Genomic DNA, 18102 nt, shown 5'->3' with positions numbered 1-18102 from the left:
CAACGCATGGCAACCCTCGACTCGTTGGCCGAACGCATCGACCGGCTGCTGCTGCGGCACGAGGAACTCAAGCGCACCAACGCGCTGCTCGAGCAGCAGGTGGCCGCGCTGACCGCCGAGCGCGACAGCCTGAAGTCGCGCCTCGCCGCGGCGCGCGCACGCATCGACGCGCTGCTCGACAGGCTGCCTGCCGGCAGCGATGCCGGGAATGCGACGTGAAGCAGATCGAGGTCACGATCCTCGGCCAGAGCTATCGCCTCGGCTGCCCCGACGGCGGCGAGGCCACGCTGCTGGCCGCGGTGGCCACCGTCGACCGCGAGATGAGCGCGATCCGCGACGCCGGCAAGGTCAAGGCGCGCGAGCGCATGGCGGTGCTGGCGGCGCTGAACCTCGCCTACCAGCTGGCTGAGCGCCCGGCGAACACGCCGCCGGCGGCCGAGCCGGCGCGCCCCGCGGGCGCCGGCGACGCCGAAATCGAGCACTTGATCGCGCGCATCGACGCCGCGCTCGGCGACGACGGCCGCCTGCTGTGACCCGGCGGCGCCTCGGGGCCTAGAATGGCCGCGTCCGTCGCGTGTGCGTGGGTCTAGATTTCCTTGAACCGATGCTCATCGAGCCAGGGCTTGGAACATCGCGCGGCTGGTGTGATCGTCTCGCGTCAGACGAACCCGACGCCTCGCTGACCTCGCCCACCTGAACTTCCCTGAGGGTTCAGGAATGCGGCTCACGCCTCGCGGCGGACACCTTCGCCGCTGCCCGCCTCACCCCGCGTCGCCTTTGCCGTGGCCTACTGGCTGATGAAGAGCGAGCCCGCCGAGTGCTCGATCGACGACCTCGCGCGCGCGCCGCGGCAGACGGTGCCGTGGACCGGCGTGCGCAACCACCAAGCGCGCAACTTCATGCGCGACGCGATGCGCATCGGCGACGGCGTGCTGTTCTACCACTCGTCGTGCGCCGAGCCGGGCATCGCTGGGCTCGCCGAAGTGGCCAGCGCGGCCTACCCCGACGCGACGCAGTTCGACCCCGCGAGCCCGTACCACGATCCCCGCTCGTCACCCGACGCGCCGCGCTGGGTGCACGTCGACGTGCGGCTGGTGCGCAAGACACGGCTGCTCAGCCTGCGCGAGATGCGCGAGCGGCCGGAACTGGCCGACCTGCAGGTGCTGCGGCGCGGCAACCGGCTGTCGATCACGCCGGTCACGCCGGCGCAGTGGCTCGCGGTGCTCGCGGCGCTCGACGAAGCGCAGGGCGCGGCGCGTTGAGCCTCGACGCGCTGCTGATCGCCGAGCTGCTCGCCCTCGGTGCCGCGGTCGGCTTCATGGCCGGGCTGCTCGGCGTCGGCGGCGGCATGCTGCTGGTGCCGTTCATGACGCTGATCGTCTCGAACCGCGGCGTCGACACCGGCCTGGCGGTCAAGATGGCGATCGCGACGTCGATGGCGACGATCCTGTTCACGTCGCTGTCGAGCGTGCGCGCGCACCACGCGCGCGGCGCCGTGCGCTGGGACCTCGTGCGCACGATCGCGCCGGGCATCGTCGCCGGCGGGCTCCTTGCCGGCGCCGGCGCGTTCGCGCTGCTCAAGGGCCGCTGGCTGGGGCTGCTGTTCGGCGTGTTCATCGCGCTGATGGCCACGCAGATGCTGCTGGCGCGGCCGCCGCGTGCGACGCGCCGACTGCCCGGCGCCGGCGGCCCGGCGGCGATGGGTGGCGTGATCGGGTTCGTCTCGGGCCTGGTCGGCGCCGGCGGCGCGTTCCTGTCGGTGCCGTGGATGACGCGTGGCAACGTGCCGATGCACCAGGCCGTCGGCACGAGCGCGGCGCTGGGCTTTCCGATCGCGCTGGCCAACACCGCCGGCTACCTGATCGCCGGCTGGACGCTGCCGCCCGCGCTGCCCGGTGCCGTCGGCTACCTGTTCGTGCCCGCGCTGGTCGTCGTCTCGCTGGCCAGCGTGGCCACCGCGCCGCTGGGCGCGCGCGCGTCGCATGCGATGGACGTGCGTCAGCTCAAGCGCATCTTCGCATTCATGCTCTACGGGCTGGCCAGCTACATGTTCGCCAAGGCGTGGCTCGGCTGACGACCGGCGCGCCAGCCGGCGCCGTGCTCACGGCCGCTCGAAGCGGATGCTCGCCAGCGTGACGTGGTTGCCGCCGCGGCGCTGCGCCTCGGCCAGCGCCTCGTGGCACGCGGCGAGCAGTTCGTCGAGCGTGTGGGCGGTGTGCGGGAAGCTCGCCACGCCCATCGAGACGGTGAAGCCGAGCTCGCGCCCGTCGAGCATCACGATCTGCGTCGCGCACTGGCGGCGCAGACCCTCCATGCGCGAGTGCGCGGTGGCCAGCCCGACGCCGGACAGCAGCACCGCGAAGCGGCCTTCGTCGAGGTGACACGACGCGTCCATCGCACGCGTGTTGCCGCGCAGCAGACGCCCGATGGCCGCCAGCAGCGCTCGCCGCGCCGGCGCGCCGAGCGCCGCCACCTCGGCCGGCAATGGATCGAGCGCGATCGACACCAGCGCGAACTCTCGGTGTTCACGGTTCGACAGGTCGACCTCGCGCTTGAGCAAGTCGTCGAAGTGGGCGCGGTTGTACAGGCCGGTGGCGGCATCGCGCAGGCCGTGCTGCTCGTGCAGCTCGACGCGCAGCAGCGCGTTGGCACGCTGCTGCTGCTCGAGCTGCTCGAGCGCCTGGCGCAGCTGCGCGTCCTTCTGGCGCTGCGGCGCGAGGTCGCTCCATAGGCTGGCCAGCCAGCGCCGGCCGTCGGGCGCCGTGTGCGCCAGCCGCAGCACGGTGAACTCGCGCCGCTGGCCGTGCAGGTCGAAGCGGTGCTCGGTGACCGACGCGACGTCGCTCGCCGCCACCGCCGCCCGGTCGGCGGCGCGCAGCACGTGCGCGACGTCGGCGCCGAAGAGCTCGACGTCGGTGCGGCCGACGATGTCGGCGGCCGCACGCGCCAGCAGCGCGGCCATCGCGGCGTTGGCCTCGACGTAGCGGCCGCTCTCGGCGTCCTTGATCGCCAGCGCCGCCTGCTGCCGATCGACCCACGCGGCGAGCAGCGCCCAGCGCGCTGCGGCCCAGTCGGGATCGCCCGCGGCGGCATCGGCATTCGAGGCGAGCGGCGACATGGGGGGGCGTTCAGGCGTGTGGGCGACCGGCAGTTTCGCTCGTCGCGAGGCCTGCTCGGCGAGCCTGCGTATCGTCGGCCCAGTGCAAGCACCCCACAAGCCGGATCAACGCGGGTTTCCCGGCTTTCCCTAGCTTGAACAGGGTGATGCGGCGCATCACCGGTCGGCTCGTCGCGACGGCACGCAGCGCAGCGCTGGCCGTGCCGACGACGCCGGGAGGTGGCGCCAGTGGCCGCTTGGCGCACCCCGGCGGCAGAGGACGATGCGTGCACGCATCAGAGCGGCACTGGGGACGCGACGCGACGTGACTATAATGCGCGATTTTGTAGGCCGAAGCACCCACCCCTGAGCGCCACCGCGGCGTGGCGCGAGGTGTCACGCGGCGGCCTGGGGCGGCGCATCGCGCCGCTTCGATCGGCAGCCCTCAGCTTCGAGATTCCGAAGGACCTTCCGCTCCATGACCACGATCCGCGTCAAAGAGAACGAGCCGTTCGACGTCGCCCTGCGCCGCTTCAAGCGCACCATCGAGAAGCTCGGCCTGCTCACCGAACTGCGCGCGCGCGAGTTCTACGAGAAGCCCACCGCCGAGCGCAAGCGCAAGAAGGCAGCTGCGATCAAGCGCCACTTCAAGCGCGTGCGCAGCATGCAGCTGCCCAAGAAGCTGTACTGAGTCTCGAACGCGTGCGGGTCGGCTGCCGCCCCGCCCTCTGACGCACGAGCCCGCGCGGTCCGCCGACGCGGGCTTTGACGTTTTGCGAAGGAGCCCCGATGAGTCTGAAGGACCGCATCACCGAGGACATGAAGGCCGCGATGCGCGCCAAGGATGCCGAGCGTCTGTCGACGATCCGCATGCTGCTGGCCGCGTGCAAGCAGCGCGAGGTCGACGAGCGCATCACGCTCGACGACGCGGCCGTCGTCTCGATCGTCGACAAGCTGATCAAGCAGCGCAAGGACTCGGTGGCCGCCTACGCGCAGGCCGGCCGCAACGACCTCGTCGACAAGGAATCGGCAGAGATCCGCGTGCTCGAGGGCTACCTGCCGCAGCGGCTGAGCGCCGACGAGATCGCCGCGCAGGTCGCCGCGCTGGTCGCCGAACTCGGCGCCTCGGGTCCGGGCGACATGGGCCGGGTGATGGCGGCGGCCAAGGCAAAGCTCGGCGGTCAGGCCGAGATGGCCCTCGTCTCGGCCGCCGTCAAGCAGGCGCTGGGGAGGTGACGCGATGACGACGCCTCATCACCTGTCGATCCGCCCGATCGCCGAGGGCGTGTGCGTGGCGCCGCAGCTGTGGCCCGAGGCGATGGCCGAGGCCGCGCGGCTGGGCTTTCGCGCCGTCGTCAACAACCGCCCCGACTTCGAGCACGGCCCCGACCAGCCGACCAACGCCGCGATCGAGGCCGCCGCCCGCGCCGCCGGGCTCGAGTACCGCTTCCTGCCGGTTAGCGGCGCGCACCAGACGCCCGAGCAGATCGCCGCGTTCGCGCACCTGCTCGACGAACTGCCGCGCCCGCTGCTGCTGTTCTGCCGCTCGGGCGCGCGCTCGGCGCGGCTGTACCATCTCGCCACCAGCCCCGAGCGCTGAAGTCGTCGAACCGCGCGGTGCCGCCACGCGCAGGCAGCAAATCGCCGTGCGCGGCCCGGGCGGCCGGCAGCTGACGTCCACGCCCACCTGAGAGGAGACCCGGTGTCCGCGCTGCTCAAGCTTTCCAGCCTTATCGACGCCGCCAACGGCGTTCTCGGCCACCTGATCCGCTGGCTGATTCTGGGGTCGGTGCTCATCAGTGCCGGCAACGCCGTGTTGCGCAAGGTCTTCAACGTGGGCTCGAACGCCTGGCTCGAGATCCAGTGGTACCTGTTCGCCGCCGTGTTCATGCTCGGCGTCGGTTACGTGCTGCAGAAGAACGCGCACGTGCGCATCGACTTCGTCTCGTCGCGCCTGTCCAAGCGCACCAATGCGATCATCGACGCGATCGGCATCGTCGTCTTCATCATCCCGCTATCGCTGATCATGATCGACCTCGGCTGGCCGCTGTTCGCGCGCGCCTGGGCCAGCGGTGAGACCTCGCAGAACGCTGGCGGCCTGATCCGCTGGCCAGTGCTGCTGCTGATCCCGGTCGGCTTCGGCATCCTCGCGTTGCAGGCCGTGTCGGAGCTGATCAAGCGGCTGGCTTTCCTCGCCGGCGCACGTCCCGAGCCGTTCACGGTCGAGCACGTCAAGACCGAAGAGGAGCTGCTGGCCGAGGAGCTCGCCGCGAAGGTCGAGACAGCAGCGGCCGGAGGCTCACGCTGATGGCCAGTGTCATCGCCCAATACTTCGTCCCGCTGATGTTCGCGGGACTCCTGGTATTTCTTCTCACCGGCATTCCGGTAGCCTTCGGACTGGCGGCCACCGGACTGCTTTTCGGCTACATCGGCATCGAGGTCGGCCTGTTCGGTGCCAACATGTTCCAGGCGCTGCCGCTGCGCGTGTTCGGCATCATGCAAAACGACACGCTGCTGGCCATCCCCTTCTTCACCTTCATGGGCATCATCCTCGAGCGCTCGGGCATGGCCGAGGACCTGCTCGAGACGGTGGGTCAGGTCTTCGGACCGGTGCGCGGCGGTCTGGCCATCGCGGTGATCTTCGTCGGCGCGCTGCTGGCCGCGACGACGGGCGTCGTCGCCGCAGCCGTCATCTCGATGGGCCTGATCTCGCTGCCCATCATGCTGCGCTACGGCTACAACCGCACGATCGCCACTGGCACGATCACCGCCTCGGGCACGCTGGCGCAGGCGATCCCGCCGTCGCTGGTGCTGATCGTGCTGGCCGACCAGCTCGGCCGTTCGGTGGGTGACATGTACGCCGGCGCGCTCGTGCCCGGCCTGTTGCTCGTCGGCCTGTACCTCGCCTTCGTCGCCGCTGTCGCGATCGTGCGCCCGTCGTGGGTGCCGGCGCTGCCGCCCGAGGCACGCATCTACCGCGAGCCCGGCGGCGCGAGCGGGCACCGCTCGCTGCTGGTGCTGCTGGCGATCTGCGCCGCCGCCGGGTGGGTGTGGCAAAGCCAGCACGAGCGCATCCTCAACCCGCTGATCGGCCGCGAACTCCCGGCGCCGCGCGACGAGATCGTCATCATGACGATGACGGTGGCCAGCGTGCTGGCGCTGCTGCTGGCGATCGTCAACCGCATGCTCAAGCTCGGGCTGCTGTCGCGGCTGGCCGAGCGCGTGACCTTCGTTTTGATCCCGCCGCTGGTGCTGATCTTCCTCGTGCTCGGCACGATCTTTCTCGGCATCGCGACGCCGACCGAAGGCGGGGCGATGGGCGCCGTCGGCGCGCTGCTGATGGCGCTGGCCAAACGCAAGCTCGGCTTCAAGCTGCTGAGCCAGGCGCTGGACAGCACGGCGCGGCTGTCGACCTTCGTGCTGTTCATCCTCATCGGCTCGACGGTCTTCAGCTTCACGTTCAACGCCGCCGACGGCCACATCTGGGTCGAGCACCTGTTCGACCAGATCCCGGGCGGCGCGATGGGTTTCCTGATCGTCGTGAACGTGCTCGTGTTCGTGCTCGGCATGTTCATCGACTTCTTCGAGATCGCCTTCATCGTCGTGCCGATGCTCGCGCCGGTGGCGGCAAAGATCCTCCCGGCATTGCTGCCCGAAGGGGTGCCGGCCGACTTCGCGCTGATCTGGTTCGGCATCATCCTCGCGATGAACCTGCAGACCTCGTTCCTGACGCCGCCGTTCGGCTTCGCGCTGTTCTACCTGCGCAGCGTCGCGGCGCGCCACGACTACGTCGACCGCATCACCAGTCGAACGATTCCCGCCGTCACGACGACGCAGATCTACAAGGGATCGGTCGCTTTCATCGCGATCCAGCTGGTGATGGTCACCTCACTGATCGCGTTTCCGCAGCTCGTCACCGGCGGCATCGAGCAGACGGACACGATCGACGCCGACAAAGCCCTGCAGGAGATGGGCTTTCCGGGCGCCGCCGATGCGCAGGATGCGGCCTCCGAGGCCGACATGCCGGCGAGCGACGCTGCGTCGAATGGCGCGGACGATGATGACCCGATGAAGATCTTCGAGGAAAGCCCGAACAACGACCCCGGCGGCAAGCGATGAGCAGGCTGCCGGCTCGGCCGGCGCGCCGGGTCCGGGATGGACACCTCGGCCGACCTGCACCGCAAGCCTGCAAGCGGCCGCGGCAGGTCCCAAAAAGAAAGGCCTCGCCCAAAGGGCAAGGCCTGACCGCCAAGGCGTCCGAGTGCCGGCGCGCGCTCAGAGGCGAGCGCTCTGCATGAAGCCGTCGAACCTCGCTTCGGTGAAACGGAACCACAGGTTCTGCTCGCGCCGGAAGTTCGCGTAGTCCTCGTAGACCTTCTTCCAGTTCGGGTTCTTCGCGTTCAGTTCCCCGTACAGGCCCATCGCGGCGTCGAACGCCGCCTTCATGACCGGGTTCGGGATCGCGACGAGGCGCGTCTTGGCCGCCACCAGTTGGCGCAGCGCAGCCGGGTTGCGAGCGTCGTACTTGGCCTGCATTTCGGTGTGCGCGTATGCCGCCGCGCTCTCGAGGATGGCCTTGTTCTCCGCCGACAAGCCTTCGTAGGCCTTCGTGTTGACGTACAGGTCGAGCTGCGGGCCGCCTTCCCACCAGCCCGGATAGTGATAGAAAGGCGCGACCTTGTTGAAGCCCAGCTTCAGATCGTCGTACGGGCCGACCCATTCCGCGGCGTCGATGGTGCCCTTCTCGAGCGCTTGGTAGATCTCGCCGCCAGGGATGTTCTGCGGCACGCCGCCAATGCGCTCGAGCACCTTGCCCCCGAAGCCGCCGATGCGCATCTTCAGGCCCTTGACGTCGGCCAGCGTCTTGATCTCCTTGCGGTACCAGCCGCCCATCTGTGCCCCGGTGTTGCCCATCGGGAAGCTGATGATGTTGAAGTTGCGATAAAACTCGCGCATGAGCTTCAGCCCGTTGCCGTCATACATCCAGGCCGTCATCTGCCGGCTGTTCAGGCCGAACGGGATCGCGCAGGCCAGCGCGAAGGTTTCGTCCTTGCCGAAGAAGTAGTACGGGGCCGTGTGCGCGCACTCGACGGTGGCGTTTTGCACGCCGTCGACGACGCCGAAAGGCGGCATCAGTTCACCGCCCGGATGGACCGAAATCTCGAACTTGCCGCCGGACATCTCCTTGACCTTCTTCGAGAAGGTCTCCGCAGCGCCGTAGATCGTGTCGAGCGACTTCGGGAAGCTCGACGCCAGGCGCCAGCGGATGTTCGCCTGCGCGTGCACGGCGGGGGCGACGCCGGCAGCCAGCACGCCGGCCAGACCGGCACCACGCACGAATGCTCTACGTTCCATTCAGAAGCTCCTTCGAACAGGATGGGATGAGGTTGGGGATGCTCAACGAAGCGTGCCGCCGCGCCAACGGGGGTTTCCCGCGCGCAGCGCGCCGCCGGCAGACGCACGCCCTGCCGACGACCGTCGCGTCGAACCGGCACAGACTAGGCGCGCGACCTTGAAGTTGCCTGAAATTCGGGTTGACCCCTAGGCGGCGCGCATCGGCCGCGCACCGGCGTGCAGCGTCAGCTGCCGGCCACTTTCATGCTCTCGACGAGCACCGAGCCGCAGGTCTTGCTGCCCGTCGTGTACGCGTCGGCGCCGACGGCAACGATGCGCCGGAACATCTCGCGCAGGTTGCCGGCGATCGTCACCTCGTGCACCGGGTGGACGATCTGCCCGCCCTCGACCCAGAAGCCGGCCGCGCCGCGCGAGTAGTCGCCAGTGACGTAGTTGACGCCCTGCCCGATCAGCTCGATCACGAACAGGCCGCGGTGCAGCTTGCGCAGCATCGCGTCGAGGTCGTCGCCGGGCTGCGTCAGCCGGCTGGCCAGCGTCAGGTTGTGCGAGCCGCCCGCGTGGCCCGTCGTGCGCATGCCGAGCTTGCGCGCCGAGTAGCTGGAGAGGAAGTAGCCCTGCACGACACCGCCGTCGACGACGCGCCGCTGCCGCGTGGCCACGCCCTCGTCGTCGAACGGCGCGCTTCCCTTGCCGCCGCGCAGGTGCGGGTCCTCGTCGACGTCGAGGTGCGGCGCGAGCGCCGGCTGGCCGAGGCTGTCGAGCAGGAAGCTCGCCTTGCGGTACAGCGCGCCGCCCGACGTGGCCTGCACGTAGGCGCCGAGCAGCCCGGCGGCCAGCGGCGCCTCGAACAGCACCGGCACCTCGCAGGTGGGCACCTTGCGCGCGCCCAGGCGCGACAGCGCGCGCTCGGCGGCGTAGCGGCCCACCGCTTCGGGGGCGGCGAGGTCGTCGGGGCGACGCATCGAGCTGTACCAGTAGTCGCGCTGCATCGCGTCGCCGCGGCCGGCAATCGGCGCGACGCTCAGCGAGTGGCGCGAGCTCGAGAAGCCGCCGCGAAAGCCGCGCGTGTTGCCGGCGAAGAAGTGCGACTGCTGCGCCGACACGCCCGCCCCTTCCGAATTCGTGATCCGCCGGTCGGTCGCGAACGCCGCGGCTTCGCAGCGGCGCGCGAGCTCGGTCGCGCCGGCGGCGTCGATCGCCCACGGGTGGAACAGGTCGAGGTCCAGCGCGGCCTGCTCGGCCGTGGCGAGATCCTCGGCGTCGGGCAGGCCGGCGGCCGGGTCCTCGGCGGTGTAGCGAGCGATGTCGTAGGCCGCGCGCACGGTCTGCTCGAGCGCTGCCGGCGAGAAGTCCGAGGTGCTCGCGTTGCCGCGCCGCTGGCCGAGGTAGACGGTGACGCCGATCGACTTGTCGCGGTTGCGCTCGACGTTCTCGACCTCGCCCTTGCGCACCGACACCGACAGCCCGACCCCTTCGGACACCTCGACGGCCGCGTCGCTGGCGCCGATGCGCTTCGCGATCGCGAGCGCGTCGTCGACGAGCTGCTCGAACTGCGCGCGCGTGTAGCTGAACCCGGGGGGCGTCGGTGCGGTCATGGAGGCGTGGAATCGGCAACGGGAGGCGGCAAGGCCAAAGCTATGATACCCACCCCCTGCCTCGCCATGCGACGTCACGCCCCCGCCCCCGATGCCGACGACGATGTCGTCGAGCGTACGAGCAAGACGGCGCTGAAGCAGCAGGCGCACGAGGCGCAGCGGCTGGGCGAGGCGCTCGCCGCGCTGCCCGACGAGCGCCTGGCCGCGCTCGCGATGCCCGACGAGCTGCGCGACGCGCTGCACGCGCTGCGCCGCACGCGCTCGCACGAGGGCCGGCGGCGCCAGCTGCAGTACGTCGGCAAGCTGATGCGGCGCGAGGACCTGCAGCCGCTGCGCGACGCGGTCGCGCAGTCGCAGCTCGGCGCCGCGCACGACGCGCTCGCGCTGCACGAGGCCGAGCGCTGGCGCGAGGAGCTCGCGCGCGACGACGACGCGATCACGCGCTGGCTCGCCGCCTACCCGCAGTGCGACGCGCAGCGGCTGCGCAGCCTCGTGCGCAGCGCGCGCAAGGACGCCGTGCTGCCACCCGAGCAGCGCCACGGCCGCGCGTGGCGCGAGCTGTTCCAGTTCATCAAGCCCCACGTGGCGTCTTCCGGAATCGGCGATGAGTGACTTCGACCCCGTGCGCATCGGCCTCGTCTCGGTCAGCGACCGCGCCTCGAGCGGCGTCTACGAAGACAAGGGCCTGCCCGCGCTGCGCGAGTGGCTGCAGCGCGCGCTGAAGAACCCGCTCGCGTTTGTCGAGCGGCTGATCCCCGACGAGCAGGCGACGATCAGCGCGACGCTCGTCGAACTCGTCGACGTCGAGCGCTGCGACCTCGTGCTGACCACCGGCGGCACCGGGCCGGCGCCGCGCGACGTCACGCCCGAGGCGACGCTCGCCGTCGCCGACAAGGTGATGCCCGGCTTCGGCGAGCAGATGCGCCAGATCAGCCTGCGCTTCGTGCCCACCGCGATCCTGTCGCGCCAGGTCGCCGTGATCCGCGGCCGCGCGCTGATCGTCAACCTGCCGGGGCAGCCCAAGTCGATCGCCGAGACGCTCGAAGGTCTGCCGAAGGCCGAGCCGCCGGTGCACGGCATTTTCGCCGCGGTGCCGTACTGCATCGACCTGATCGGCGGGCCGTACCTCGAGACGCACGACGAGGTGTGCAAGGCGTTCCGGCCGAAGTCGGCCGTGCGCCCCGCGCGCGCGGCAGGCTGACTACTTGACGAGCCGGTTCAGCCGCTCGGCGTCGAACGTTTCGGTCGTGTGCGCGTCCTGCGGCACGCACGCGTCGGCCGGCAGTTCGCGCGTGCGCGAGCCGAGCTTCTCGATCGCCTGCCACAGCAGCGCGATCTGGTGCTCGTGCGCGGCAGCGTTGTCGATGAGGCCCTTCATCGCCTGTGCGACCGGATCGTCGCCCTGCGTGACGCCGTAGGCCGAGAAGCCCATCTTGGCGGCTGCCGCCTCGCGCCGCGCGTCGACGTCGGCCTCGATGATGCGCGCCGGGTTGCCGACCGCCGTGGCGCCGGCAGGCACCGGCTTGACGACGACGGCACCCGAGCCGATGCGCGCGCCGTCGCCGACCGTGAAGCCGCCGAGCACCTGCGCGTTGGCGCCGACGATGACACCGCGGCCCAGCGTCGGATGCCGCTTGGCCCCTTTCGTGAGCGACGTGCCGCCGAGCGTGACGCCCTGGTAGATCGTGCAGTCGTCGCCGACCTCGGCCGTCTCGCCGATCACGACGCCCATGCCGTGGTCGATGAACACGCGCCGCCCGATCGTCGCGCCGGGGTGGATCTCGATGCCGGTGAGCATGCGCCCGAGGTGCGACAGGAAGCGGCCGAGCCACAGCCAGCCGCGGCGCCAGCACGCGTGGGCGGCACGGTGCCAGACCAGCGCATGCAGCCCCGGATAACACGTGAGCACCTCCCACGACGAGCGCGCCGCGGGGTCGCGCTCGAGGATGCAGGCGATGTCTTCACGCAGGCGGCTGAACATGGTGCGACGCCGTGACAAGCGGGCGCTCAGTGTATGCGGCCGCGTTCAACCCTGCCCGGTTCGCGACCGGCCGACGGCGCGCGCGATGCCGCGCAGGATGTGCACTTCCTCGCGCGTGAGGCGTGCGCGGTTGAACAGCTGGTTCAGCCGCGGCACGAGCTTCTTCGGCGCCGCCGGGTCGAGGTAGCCGATCTCGACGAGCACCTGCTGCCAGTGCTCGAGCAGCCGCTGCACCGACGCCGCGTCGGCCAGCTCGCCCTCGACGGGCAGCGACTCGACGTCGAAGCCGCCGAGCGCCTGGCGCCACTCGTAGGCGATGACCTGCACCGCCTGCGCGAGGTTCAGCGAGCCGTAGCCCGGCGCGGTCGGGATGCTCAGGCACGCGTGGCAGCGGTAGACGTCGGCGTTCGCGAGGCCGAAGCGCTCGCCGCCGAACACGAAGGCGACGCGTTCGCCGCGCCCGGCGAGCGACGACAGGTGCTCGCGCGGGGCAAAGGTAGGCGGGCCGAAGTCGCGCGGCGTCATCGCGGTGGCGCAGGCGTAGGTGATGCCGTCGAGCGCATCGGCCAGCGTCGGCACGACGCGCGCGCGCACCAGCACGTCGGCCGCGCCGCTGGCCATCGCGACCGTCTCCTCGCGGATCAGCACGTCGGCAAAGCGCGGCTGCACCAGCACCAGGTCGGTGAAGCCCATCACCTTGATCGCGCGTGCCGCGGCGCCCACGTTGCCGGGGTGGCTCGGGTGCATCAGCACGAAGCGCGTCGCCGACGTCCTCGACGCGTCGCTCGAGAGTTCGTCAGCCATGCGCCGGTACACTAGCGGGCATCACGCAGCGATTGTCGCGCGTGCGCTCTTTGCCTCTGCCAAATCGCTCCTCCACTGTCCCCGCCTGCCCATGTCGACGTCGCTGCACCCCATGCTCAACATAGCCGTCAAGGCGGCGCGCGCGGCCGGAGCGATCATCAACCGCGCCTCGCTCGACCTCGACGTGCTGAAGGTCGCGACCAAGAGCACCAACGACTTCGTCACCGAGGTCGACCGCGCCGCCGAGCAGGCCATCATCGACACGCTGCTCGGCGCCTACCCGGGCCACGCGATCCTCGCCGAGGAGTCGGGCCGCGAGCGCGGCGCGAAGGACAGCGAGTACCTGTGGATCATCGATCCGCTCGACGGCACGACCAACTTCATCCACGGCTTTCCGGTCTACGCGGTGTCGATCGCGCTCTCGTACCGCGGCAAGGTCGAGCAGGCCGTCGTCTACGACCCGGCGCGCAACGACCTGTTCGTCGCTAGCAAGGGCCGCGGCGCGTTCCTCAACGACCGGCGGCTGCGCGTGAGCAAGCGCACGCGCATCCAGGACGCGCTAATAGGCACCGGCTTTCCGTTCCGCAAAGGCGACAACTTCAAGCGCTACGTCAAGATGTTCGAGGAGGTCATGCAGCACTGCGCCGGGCTGCGCCGCCCGGGCGCCGCGGCGCTGGACCTGTGCTACGTCGCCGCCGGCTGGTACGACGGCTTCTTCGAGACGGGGCTGTCGCCGTGGGACATCGCCGCCGGCTCGCTGATGGTCACCGAAGCCGGCGGCCTGATCGGCAACTTCACCGGCGAAGCCGACTTCCTGTACCAGCGCGAAGTCGTCGCCGGCAACCCGAAGGTCTACGGCCAGCTCGTGCAGCTGCTCGCGCCCTACACCCGCGTGATCCCCGCCGACAGCGCCGACGCGACGCTGCCGGCGGCGGCAGCGACGCCACCGGCCGCGCTGGCCACCGCCGGGAGCGCCCCGGCGGCCAAGAAGGCCGTGCGCGTGCGCAAGGCAGGCACACCGCGCGACGACAGCGCGCCGTTCTGAGCCGATCGCGATGGCCCTGCCGACCTTCGCCGAGTTCGAAGCGCGCGCACGTGCCGACGGCTTCGACGACGTGCTCGAGCGCCGCTGGGCTGCGGGCCGCGGGGTCGACACCCACACGCACCCGTTCGCCGTGCAGGCGATCGTCACCGCGGGCGAGATGTGGCTGACCTGCGACGGCACGACGCGCCACCTGCGCGCGGGCGAGCGCTTCGAGCTCGCGCGCGACGTGCCGCACGCCGAACGCTACGGCGCCGACGCAACGACGCTCTGGGTCGCCCGCCGGTCATGACGTGCCGCCCGTCGCGGCGGCACCGCGATCGTCCGTCGACGCTGCGCGGCCGTCGGGCCGGCGCGCAGCGCCCGGCCAGAGGTGAGCGCCGTCCGCGATGAGCCTCGTCGACCCCCGCACGCTGATCCTGATGGGGTCGCTGCTCGGCGCGCTGATGGCGCTGGTGCTCGAGCTGCTGCGCCGCTCGATCCCCGAGCCGGTGCCGGGGCTGCGCGAGTGGACGCAGGGCACCTGGCTCGCGTTCGGCGCGGCGATCCTGTTCGGGCTGCGCGGCCGCGTGCCCGACCTGCTGTCGATCACGCTGGCCAATGCGACGCTGTCGACGGCGTTCCTGCTGCACCTGGCCGGCACGCGGCGCTTCTTCGGCGCACCGATGCCGTGGCGCGCCTGGCTCGCGGCGCTGGCGGCCGCGATGGCCGCCGTCGCGTGGTTCACCCACGTCGAGCCGAGCTTCCGCCACCGGCTGGTCGTCGTCGTCGCCCTGTTCGCCGCGATCGTGCTCCACCACGCGCAGTTCCTCGGGCGGCACCTGCGCGGTGCCGCGCGTCGGCGCAACGTCGGGCAGAGCTTCACGCTGGTCGCGCTCGCACTGCTGGGGCTGGTATTCGTCGGGCGCGGGCTGCACGCGGTCGCGGTGCCGGCGCCGCAGGCGGATCACCTGCTGGCCACGCACTGGGTGCAGACCGCATACACCGCCAGCTACACGGTGGGCATCCTGATGATCGCGCTGGGCTTCGCGCTGTGGGCGTCCGACAGCGTGCGCGAGCGCTTCGAGCACCAGGCGATGCACGACCCGCTGACGCACGCGCGCAACCGCCGCGCGCTGCAGCCGCTGCTCGACCACGAGCTCGAACGCAGCCGGCGCTACGGTCGCCCGTTCTCGCTGCTGCTGATGGACCTCGACCACTTCAAGGCCGTCAACGACCGCCACGGCCATGCCGCCGGCGACGCCGTGCTGCGGCAGTTCGCGCGCCGCGTGCAGGCCATGCTGCGCCCGAGCGACGCATTCGCGCGCTGGGGCGGCGAGGAGTTCGTCGCGCTGCTGCCCGAGACGCCGCTCGACGACGGCCTCGTGACCGCGCGCCGCATCGTCGCGGCCACCGCCGGCGCCGACGACCCCGGCGTGCCGCCGGTCACCGTCAGCGTCGGTGTCGCCGCGTGGCAGCCCGACGACCGCTCGATCGACGACGTGCTGCGCCGTGCCGACGAGGCGCTGTACCGCGCCAAGCGCGGCGGCCGCGCCCGCGCCGAGGCGGCCTGACGTCGTGGCGCCCGCAGTCGCTGCCCGCTCCCATAACATCCCCGCCGCGATGAGCGCCCCGCCCCCGAACGCGCCGACGGCGACGCCGGATCTCTCGGCGCACACGCCGATGATGGCGCAGTACCTGCGCATCAAGGCCGAGCACCCCGACACGCTCGTGTTCTACCGCATGGGCGACTTCTACGAGCTGTTCTACGACGACGCGCGCAAGGCCCACCGGCTGCTCGACATCACGCTGACCACGCGCGGCGTGAGCGCCGGCGAGCCCGTCGTGATGGCCGGCGTGCCGGTGCACGCGGTCGAGAGCTACCTCGCCAAGCTGCTCAAGCTCGGCGAGTCGGTCGCGATCGCCGAGCAGGTCGGCGAGGTCGGCGCCGGCAAGGGGCCGGTCGAGCGCAAGGTGGTGCGCGTCGTCACGCCCGGCACCGTCACCGACAGCGAGCTGATGAGCGAGCGCGCCGACACGCTGCTCGTCGCGCTCGCGCGCCAGCGCGCGACGTTCGGCCTCGCGTGGCTGGGGCTGGCCAGCGGACGGCTCGGCCTCACCGAGTGCGGCGAGGCCGAGCTCGCCGGCTGGCTTGCGCGGCTGAACCCGGCCGAGATCCTCGTCGACCGCGACGAGCTGCCCGCTGCGGTGCTGCAGCACCGCGCCGCACGCACGAAGCGCCCGGCGTGGCAGTTCGACGCCGCGCTCGGCGAGCGCAAGCTGCGCGAGCTGCTGAAGGTCGCGACACTGGCCGGCTTCAACGCCGCCGACCTGCCGGTCGCGCACGCGGCCGCAGCCGCGCTGCTCGCGTATGCCGAGCACACGCAGGGGCAGGCGCTCGCGCACGTGACGACGCTGGCCGTCGAGCGCGCGCACGAGCTGCTCGACCTGCCGCCGGCCACGGTGCGCAACCTGGAACTGGTGCAGACGCTGCGCGGCGACGAGGCACCCACATTGCTGTCGCTGCTCGACACCTGCCGCACCGGCATGGGCAGCCGGCTGCTGCGCCACTGGCTCACGCACCCGCCGCGCGATCGCGCACCGGCCGTCGAGCGGCTCGACGCCGTCGAGCGGCTGATTGCCGACGGCTTCGACGCGCTGCGCGATGCGCTGCGCCACGTCAGCGACGTCGAGCGCATCACGGCACGCATCGCGCTGCGCCAGGTGCGCCCGCGCGAGCTCGCCGGGCTGCGCGCGACGCTGGCCGCGCTGCCGGCGCTGCGCGCCGTGACGCCGTCGGGCTGCACCGCGCTCGACGCGCTGCACGCCGCGCTGCAGCCGCCGCCGTCGATCCACGCGCTGCTCGCGCGCGCGATCGCCGACGAGCCCGCGGTGCTGCTGCGCGACGGCGGCGTGATTGCGGCCGGCTTCGACGCCGAGCTCGACGAGCTGCGCGGCATCGCGCAGAACTGCGACGCGTTCCTGCTCGACCTCGAGGCGCGCGAGCGCGCGCGCACCGGCATCGCCAACCTGCGCGTGCAGTACAACAAGGTGCACGGCTTCTACATCGAGGTCACCGCCGGCCAGAAGGACAAGGTGCCCGCCGACTACCAGCGCCGCCAGACGCTGAAGAACGCCGAGCGCTTCGTCACGCCCGAGCTGAAGGCGTTCGAGGACAAGGCGCTGTCGGCGCAGGAGCGCGCCCTCGCGCGCGAGAAGTGGCTCTACGAGCAGCTGCTCGACGCGCTGCAGCCGCATCTGCCTGCACTCGGCACGGCCGCGCGCGCGCTGGCCACGCTCGACGCGCTGGCGGCGCTCGCCGAGCGTGCCGCGACGCTCGCCTGGTGCCGCCCGCAGTTCGTCGCGCACCCGTGTATCGAGATCGAGGCTGGGCGCCACCCCGTCGTCGAGGCGCGGCTGGCCGAGACCGGCGGCGGCGCCTTCATCGCCAACCACTGCCGGCTCGACGCGAAGACGAAGATGCTCGTCATCACCGGCCCGAACATGGGCGGCAAGAGCACCTTCATGCGGCAGGTCGCGCTGATCGTGCTGCTCGCGGCGATGGGCTCGTACGTGCCGGCCGCCGCGTGCCGGCTCGGGCCGATCGACGCGATCCACACGCGCATCGGCGCTGCCGACGACCTCGCCAACGCGCAGTCGACCTTCATGCTCGAGATGACGGAGGCCAGCGCGATCCTGCACGCCGCAACCGAGTACAGCCTCGTGCTGATGGACGAGATCGGCCGCGGCACGAGCACGTTCGACGGGCTGGCGCTCGCCGGCGCGATCGCGAGCCACCTGCACGACCGCTGCCGCGCGTTCACGCTGTTCGCGACGCACTACTTCGAGCTGACCGCGTTCCCCGAGAAGCACCCGCGCGCGATCAACGTGCACGTCAGCGCCGTCGAGGGCGCCGGCAAGGACATCGTGTTCCTGCACCAGATCGAAGCCGGCCCGGCGAGCCGCAGCTACGGCGTGCAGGTCGCGCAGCTCGCGGGGATGCCCGCGTCGGTGATCCGCCAGGCCCGCGCCGCGCTCGAGGCGCTCGAGGCGCAGCAGCGTGCCGGTGCCGCGCAGGTCGACCTGTTCGCACCGCCGCCACCCGCCCCGGCGCCGGCCGCCTCGCCGGTGGAGGACGCGCTCGCCGACCTCGACCCCGACACCCTCACGCCCCGCCAGGCGCTCGACGCGCTGTACCGGCTCAAGGCCCTGAGCGCCGGCAAGGACTGACGACGGCCGCCGCCGGCGC

At 71.4% G+C, this 18102-nt stretch carries 20 protein-coding genes; 15 read left to right on the top strand and 5 right to left on the bottom strand.

The window, feature by feature from the left end; all coding sequences use genetic code 11:
* Positions 1-6 precede the first annotated feature (6 nt).
* From DRV96_RS04430 to DRV96_RS04415, 4 genes are all read left to right on the top strand, one after another.
* Positions 7-219 carry a cell division protein ZapB gene (locus DRV96_RS04430; protein ID WP_119288210.1) on the top strand — a complete coding sequence of 71 codons (213 nt, stop codon included), beginning with the start codon at positions 7-9 and terminating at the stop codon, positions 217-219.
* The gene (locus DRV96_RS04425) at positions 216-533 is read left to right on the top strand and encodes a cell division protein ZapA (protein ID WP_119288208.1); all 318 of its coding nucleotides are present in this window, start codon (positions 216-218) and stop codon (positions 531-533) included. Before DRV96_RS04430 ends, DRV96_RS04425 begins: the two co-directional genes overlap by 4 nt.
* Before the next feature lie 264 nt (positions 534-797).
* Positions 798-1262, top strand: a complete 465-nt coding sequence (locus DRV96_RS04420; RefSeq protein ID WP_119288423.1) for an EVE domain-containing protein — start codon at positions 798-800, stop codon at positions 1260-1262.
* Entirely contained in the window at positions 1259-2074 is an 816-nt protein-coding gene (locus DRV96_RS04415) for a sulfite exporter TauE/SafE family protein (protein ID WP_119288206.1), read from the top strand. Before DRV96_RS04420 ends, DRV96_RS04415 begins: the two co-directional genes overlap by 4 nt.
* 27 nt (positions 2075-2101) lie before the next feature.
* Here DRV96_RS04415 and DRV96_RS04410 read toward each other — a convergent pair whose 3' ends face one another.
* Entirely contained in the window at positions 2102-3118 is a 1017-nt protein-coding gene (locus DRV96_RS04410; RefSeq protein ID WP_119288204.1) for a GGDEF domain-containing protein, read from the bottom strand.
* 457 nt (positions 3119-3575) lie between these two features.
* Between DRV96_RS04410 and rpsU the strand changes: the two genes are divergently transcribed.
* From rpsU to DRV96_RS04385, 5 genes are all read left to right on the top strand, one after another.
* The gene (gene rpsU, locus DRV96_RS04405; protein ID WP_019559597.1) at positions 3576-3788 is read left to right on the top strand and encodes a 30S ribosomal protein S21; all 213 of its coding nucleotides are present in this window, start codon (positions 3576-3578) and stop codon (positions 3786-3788) included.
* Positions 3789-3886: 98 nt separating this feature from the next.
* Positions 3887-4333: a GatB/YqeY domain-containing protein gene (locus DRV96_RS04400; RefSeq protein WP_119288201.1), complete on the top strand. Its 447-nt coding sequence runs from the start codon at positions 3887-3889 to the stop codon at positions 4331-4333.
* A gap of 4 nt (positions 4334-4337) precedes the next feature.
* Entirely contained in the window at positions 4338-4697 is a 360-nt protein-coding gene (locus tag DRV96_RS04395) for a protein tyrosine phosphatase family protein (protein ID WP_119288199.1), read from the top strand.
* A 102-nt stretch (positions 4698-4799) separates the two neighbouring features.
* Positions 4800-5405: a TRAP transporter small permease subunit gene (locus tag DRV96_RS04390; protein WP_119288196.1), complete on the top strand. Its 606-nt coding sequence runs from the start codon at positions 4800-4802 to the stop codon at positions 5403-5405.
* The gene (locus DRV96_RS04385; protein WP_119288194.1) at positions 5405-7216 is read left to right on the top strand and encodes a TRAP transporter large permease; all 1812 of its coding nucleotides are present in this window, start codon (positions 5405-5407) and stop codon (positions 7214-7216) included. The genes DRV96_RS04390 and DRV96_RS04385 overlap by 1 nt, the downstream gene beginning before the upstream one ends.
* A gap of 156 nt (positions 7217-7372) precedes the next feature.
* On the opposite strand, the gene DRV96_RS04380 is transcribed toward DRV96_RS04385, so the two are convergent.
* Together DRV96_RS04380 and pmbA are read right to left on the bottom strand one after the other, a co-directional pair.
* Positions 7373-8452: a TRAP transporter substrate-binding protein gene (locus DRV96_RS04380; RefSeq protein WP_119288192.1), complete on the bottom strand. Its 1080-nt coding sequence runs from the start codon at positions 8450-8452 to the stop codon at positions 7373-7375.
* Between the two features lie 224 nt (positions 8453-8676).
* A complete protein-coding gene (gene pmbA / locus DRV96_RS04375) occupies positions 8677-10047 on the bottom strand; it encodes a metalloprotease PmbA (protein ID WP_119288190.1) in 1371 nt (456 codons plus the stop codon).
* Between the two features lie 66 nt (positions 10048-10113).
* On the opposite strand from pmbA, the gene yjgA reads away from it, so the two are divergent.
* Both yjgA and mog read left to right on the top strand, forming a co-directional pair.
* On the top strand, positions 10114-10659 hold the full coding sequence (yjgA, locus tag DRV96_RS04370; RefSeq protein WP_235823281.1) for a ribosome biogenesis factor YjgA: 546 nt from the start codon (positions 10114-10116) through the stop codon (positions 10657-10659).
* On the top strand, positions 10652-11248 hold the full coding sequence (gene mog, locus DRV96_RS04365; RefSeq protein ID WP_119288185.1) for a molybdopterin adenylyltransferase: 597 nt from the start codon (positions 10652-10654) through the stop codon (positions 11246-11248). The genes yjgA and mog overlap by 8 nt, the downstream gene beginning before the upstream one ends.
* Here the strand turns inward: mog and cysE are convergent, their stop codons facing one another.
* Together cysE and DRV96_RS04355 are read right to left on the bottom strand one after the other, a co-directional pair.
* The gene (gene cysE / locus DRV96_RS04360) at positions 11249-12028 is read right to left on the bottom strand and encodes a serine O-acetyltransferase (RefSeq protein ID WP_119288183.1); all 780 of its coding nucleotides are present in this window, start codon (positions 12026-12028) and stop codon (positions 11249-11251) included.
* 45 nt (positions 12029-12073) lie between these two features.
* Positions 12074-12832 carry an RNA methyltransferase gene (locus DRV96_RS04355; protein ID WP_235823280.1) on the bottom strand — a complete coding sequence of 253 codons (759 nt, stop codon included), beginning with the start codon at positions 12830-12832 and terminating at the stop codon, positions 12074-12076.
* 91 nt (positions 12833-12923) lie between these two features.
* Between DRV96_RS04355 and DRV96_RS04350 the strand changes: the two genes are divergently transcribed.
* The 4 genes from DRV96_RS04350 to mutS all read left to right on the top strand — a co-directional run bounded on the left by DRV96_RS04350 (position 12924) and on the right by mutS (position 18083).
* Positions 12924-13877: an inositol monophosphatase family protein gene (locus tag DRV96_RS04350; protein WP_119288181.1), complete on the top strand. Its 954-nt coding sequence runs from the start codon at positions 12924-12926 to the stop codon at positions 13875-13877.
* A 10-nt stretch (positions 13878-13887) separates the two neighbouring features.
* Positions 13888-14166, top strand: coding sequence for a cupin domain-containing protein (locus tag DRV96_RS04345; protein ID WP_119288178.1), 279 nt, complete (start codon positions 13888-13890; stop codon positions 14164-14166).
* A 97-nt stretch (positions 14167-14263) separates the two neighbouring features.
* On the top strand, positions 14264-15427 hold the full coding sequence (locus tag DRV96_RS04340; RefSeq protein WP_119288176.1) for a GGDEF domain-containing protein: 1164 nt from the start codon (positions 14264-14266) through the stop codon (positions 15425-15427).
* A 49-nt stretch (positions 15428-15476) separates the two neighbouring features.
* Positions 15477-18083 carry a DNA mismatch repair protein MutS gene (mutS, locus tag DRV96_RS04335; RefSeq protein ID WP_235823279.1) on the top strand — a complete coding sequence of 869 codons (2607 nt, stop codon included), beginning with the start codon at positions 15477-15479 and terminating at the stop codon, positions 18081-18083.
* The last annotated feature ends 19 nt before the right edge of the window (positions 18084-18102 follow it).

Source organism: Azohydromonas sediminis, from assembly GCF_003574675.1.
In the GTDB taxonomy this organism is placed as follows: Bacteria; Pseudomonadota; Gammaproteobacteria; order Burkholderiales; family Burkholderiaceae_C; genus Calidifontimicrobium; species Calidifontimicrobium sediminis.
This window is presented reverse-complemented; position numbering and strand designations above follow the sequence as displayed.

What these genes read in the sequence shown, in the direction of transcription:
- DRV96_RS04410 (WP_119288204.1), bottom strand. Translation starts at nt 3,118, where the DNA reads ATGTCGCCGCTCGCCTCGAATGCCGATGCCGCCGCGGGCGATCCCGAC.
- DRV96_RS04400 (WP_119288201.1), top strand. Translation starts at nt 3,887, where the DNA reads ATGAGTCTGAAGGACCGCATCACCGAGGACATGAAGGCCGCGATGCGC.
- yjgA (WP_235823281.1), top strand. Translation starts at nt 10,114, where the DNA reads ATGCGACGTCACGCCCCCGCCCCCGATGCCGACGACGATGTCGTCGAG.
- DRV96_RS04395 (WP_119288199.1), top strand. Translation starts at nt 4,338, where the DNA reads ATGACGACGCCTCATCACCTGTCGATCCGCCCGATCGCCGAGGGCGTG.
- cysE (WP_119288183.1), bottom strand. Translation starts at nt 12,028, where the DNA reads ATGTTCAGCCGCCTGCGTGAAGACATCGCCTGCATCCTCGAGCGCGAC.
- rpsU (WP_019559597.1), top strand. Translation starts at nt 3,576, where the DNA reads ATGACCACGATCCGCGTCAAAGAGAACGAGCCGTTCGACGTCGCCCTG.
- DRV96_RS04385 (WP_119288194.1), top strand. Translation starts at nt 5,405, where the DNA reads ATGGCCAGTGTCATCGCCCAATACTTCGTCCCGCTGATGTTCGCGGGA.
- pmbA (WP_119288190.1), bottom strand. Translation starts at nt 10,047, where the DNA reads ATGACCGCACCGACGCCCCCCGGGTTCAGCTACACGCGCGCGCAGTTC.
- DRV96_RS04340 (WP_119288176.1), top strand. Translation starts at nt 14,264, where the DNA reads ATGAGCCTCGTCGACCCCCGCACGCTGATCCTGATGGGGTCGCTGCTC.
- DRV96_RS04345 (WP_119288178.1), top strand. Translation starts at nt 13,888, where the DNA reads ATGGCCCTGCCGACCTTCGCCGAGTTCGAAGCGCGCGCACGTGCCGAC.
- mutS (WP_235823279.1), top strand. Translation starts at nt 15,477, where the DNA reads ATGAGCGCCCCGCCCCCGAACGCGCCGACGGCGACGCCGGATCTCTCG.
- DRV96_RS04355 (WP_235823280.1), bottom strand. Translation starts at nt 12,832, where the DNA reads ATGGCTGACGAACTCTCGAGCGACGCGTCGAGGACGTCGGCGACGCGC.
- mog (WP_119288185.1), top strand. Translation starts at nt 10,652, where the DNA reads ATGAGTGACTTCGACCCCGTGCGCATCGGCCTCGTCTCGGTCAGCGAC.
- DRV96_RS04420 (WP_119288423.1), top strand. Translation starts at nt 798, where the DNA reads ATGAAGAGCGAGCCCGCCGAGTGCTCGATCGACGACCTCGCGCGCGCG.
- DRV96_RS04430 (WP_119288210.1), top strand. Translation starts at nt 7, where the DNA reads ATGGCAACCCTCGACTCGTTGGCCGAACGCATCGACCGGCTGCTGCTG.
- DRV96_RS04380 (WP_119288192.1), bottom strand. Translation starts at nt 8,452, where the DNA reads ATGGAACGTAGAGCATTCGTGCGTGGTGCCGGTCTGGCCGGCGTGCTG.
- DRV96_RS04350 (WP_119288181.1), top strand. Translation starts at nt 12,924, where the DNA reads ATGTCGACGTCGCTGCACCCCATGCTCAACATAGCCGTCAAGGCGGCG.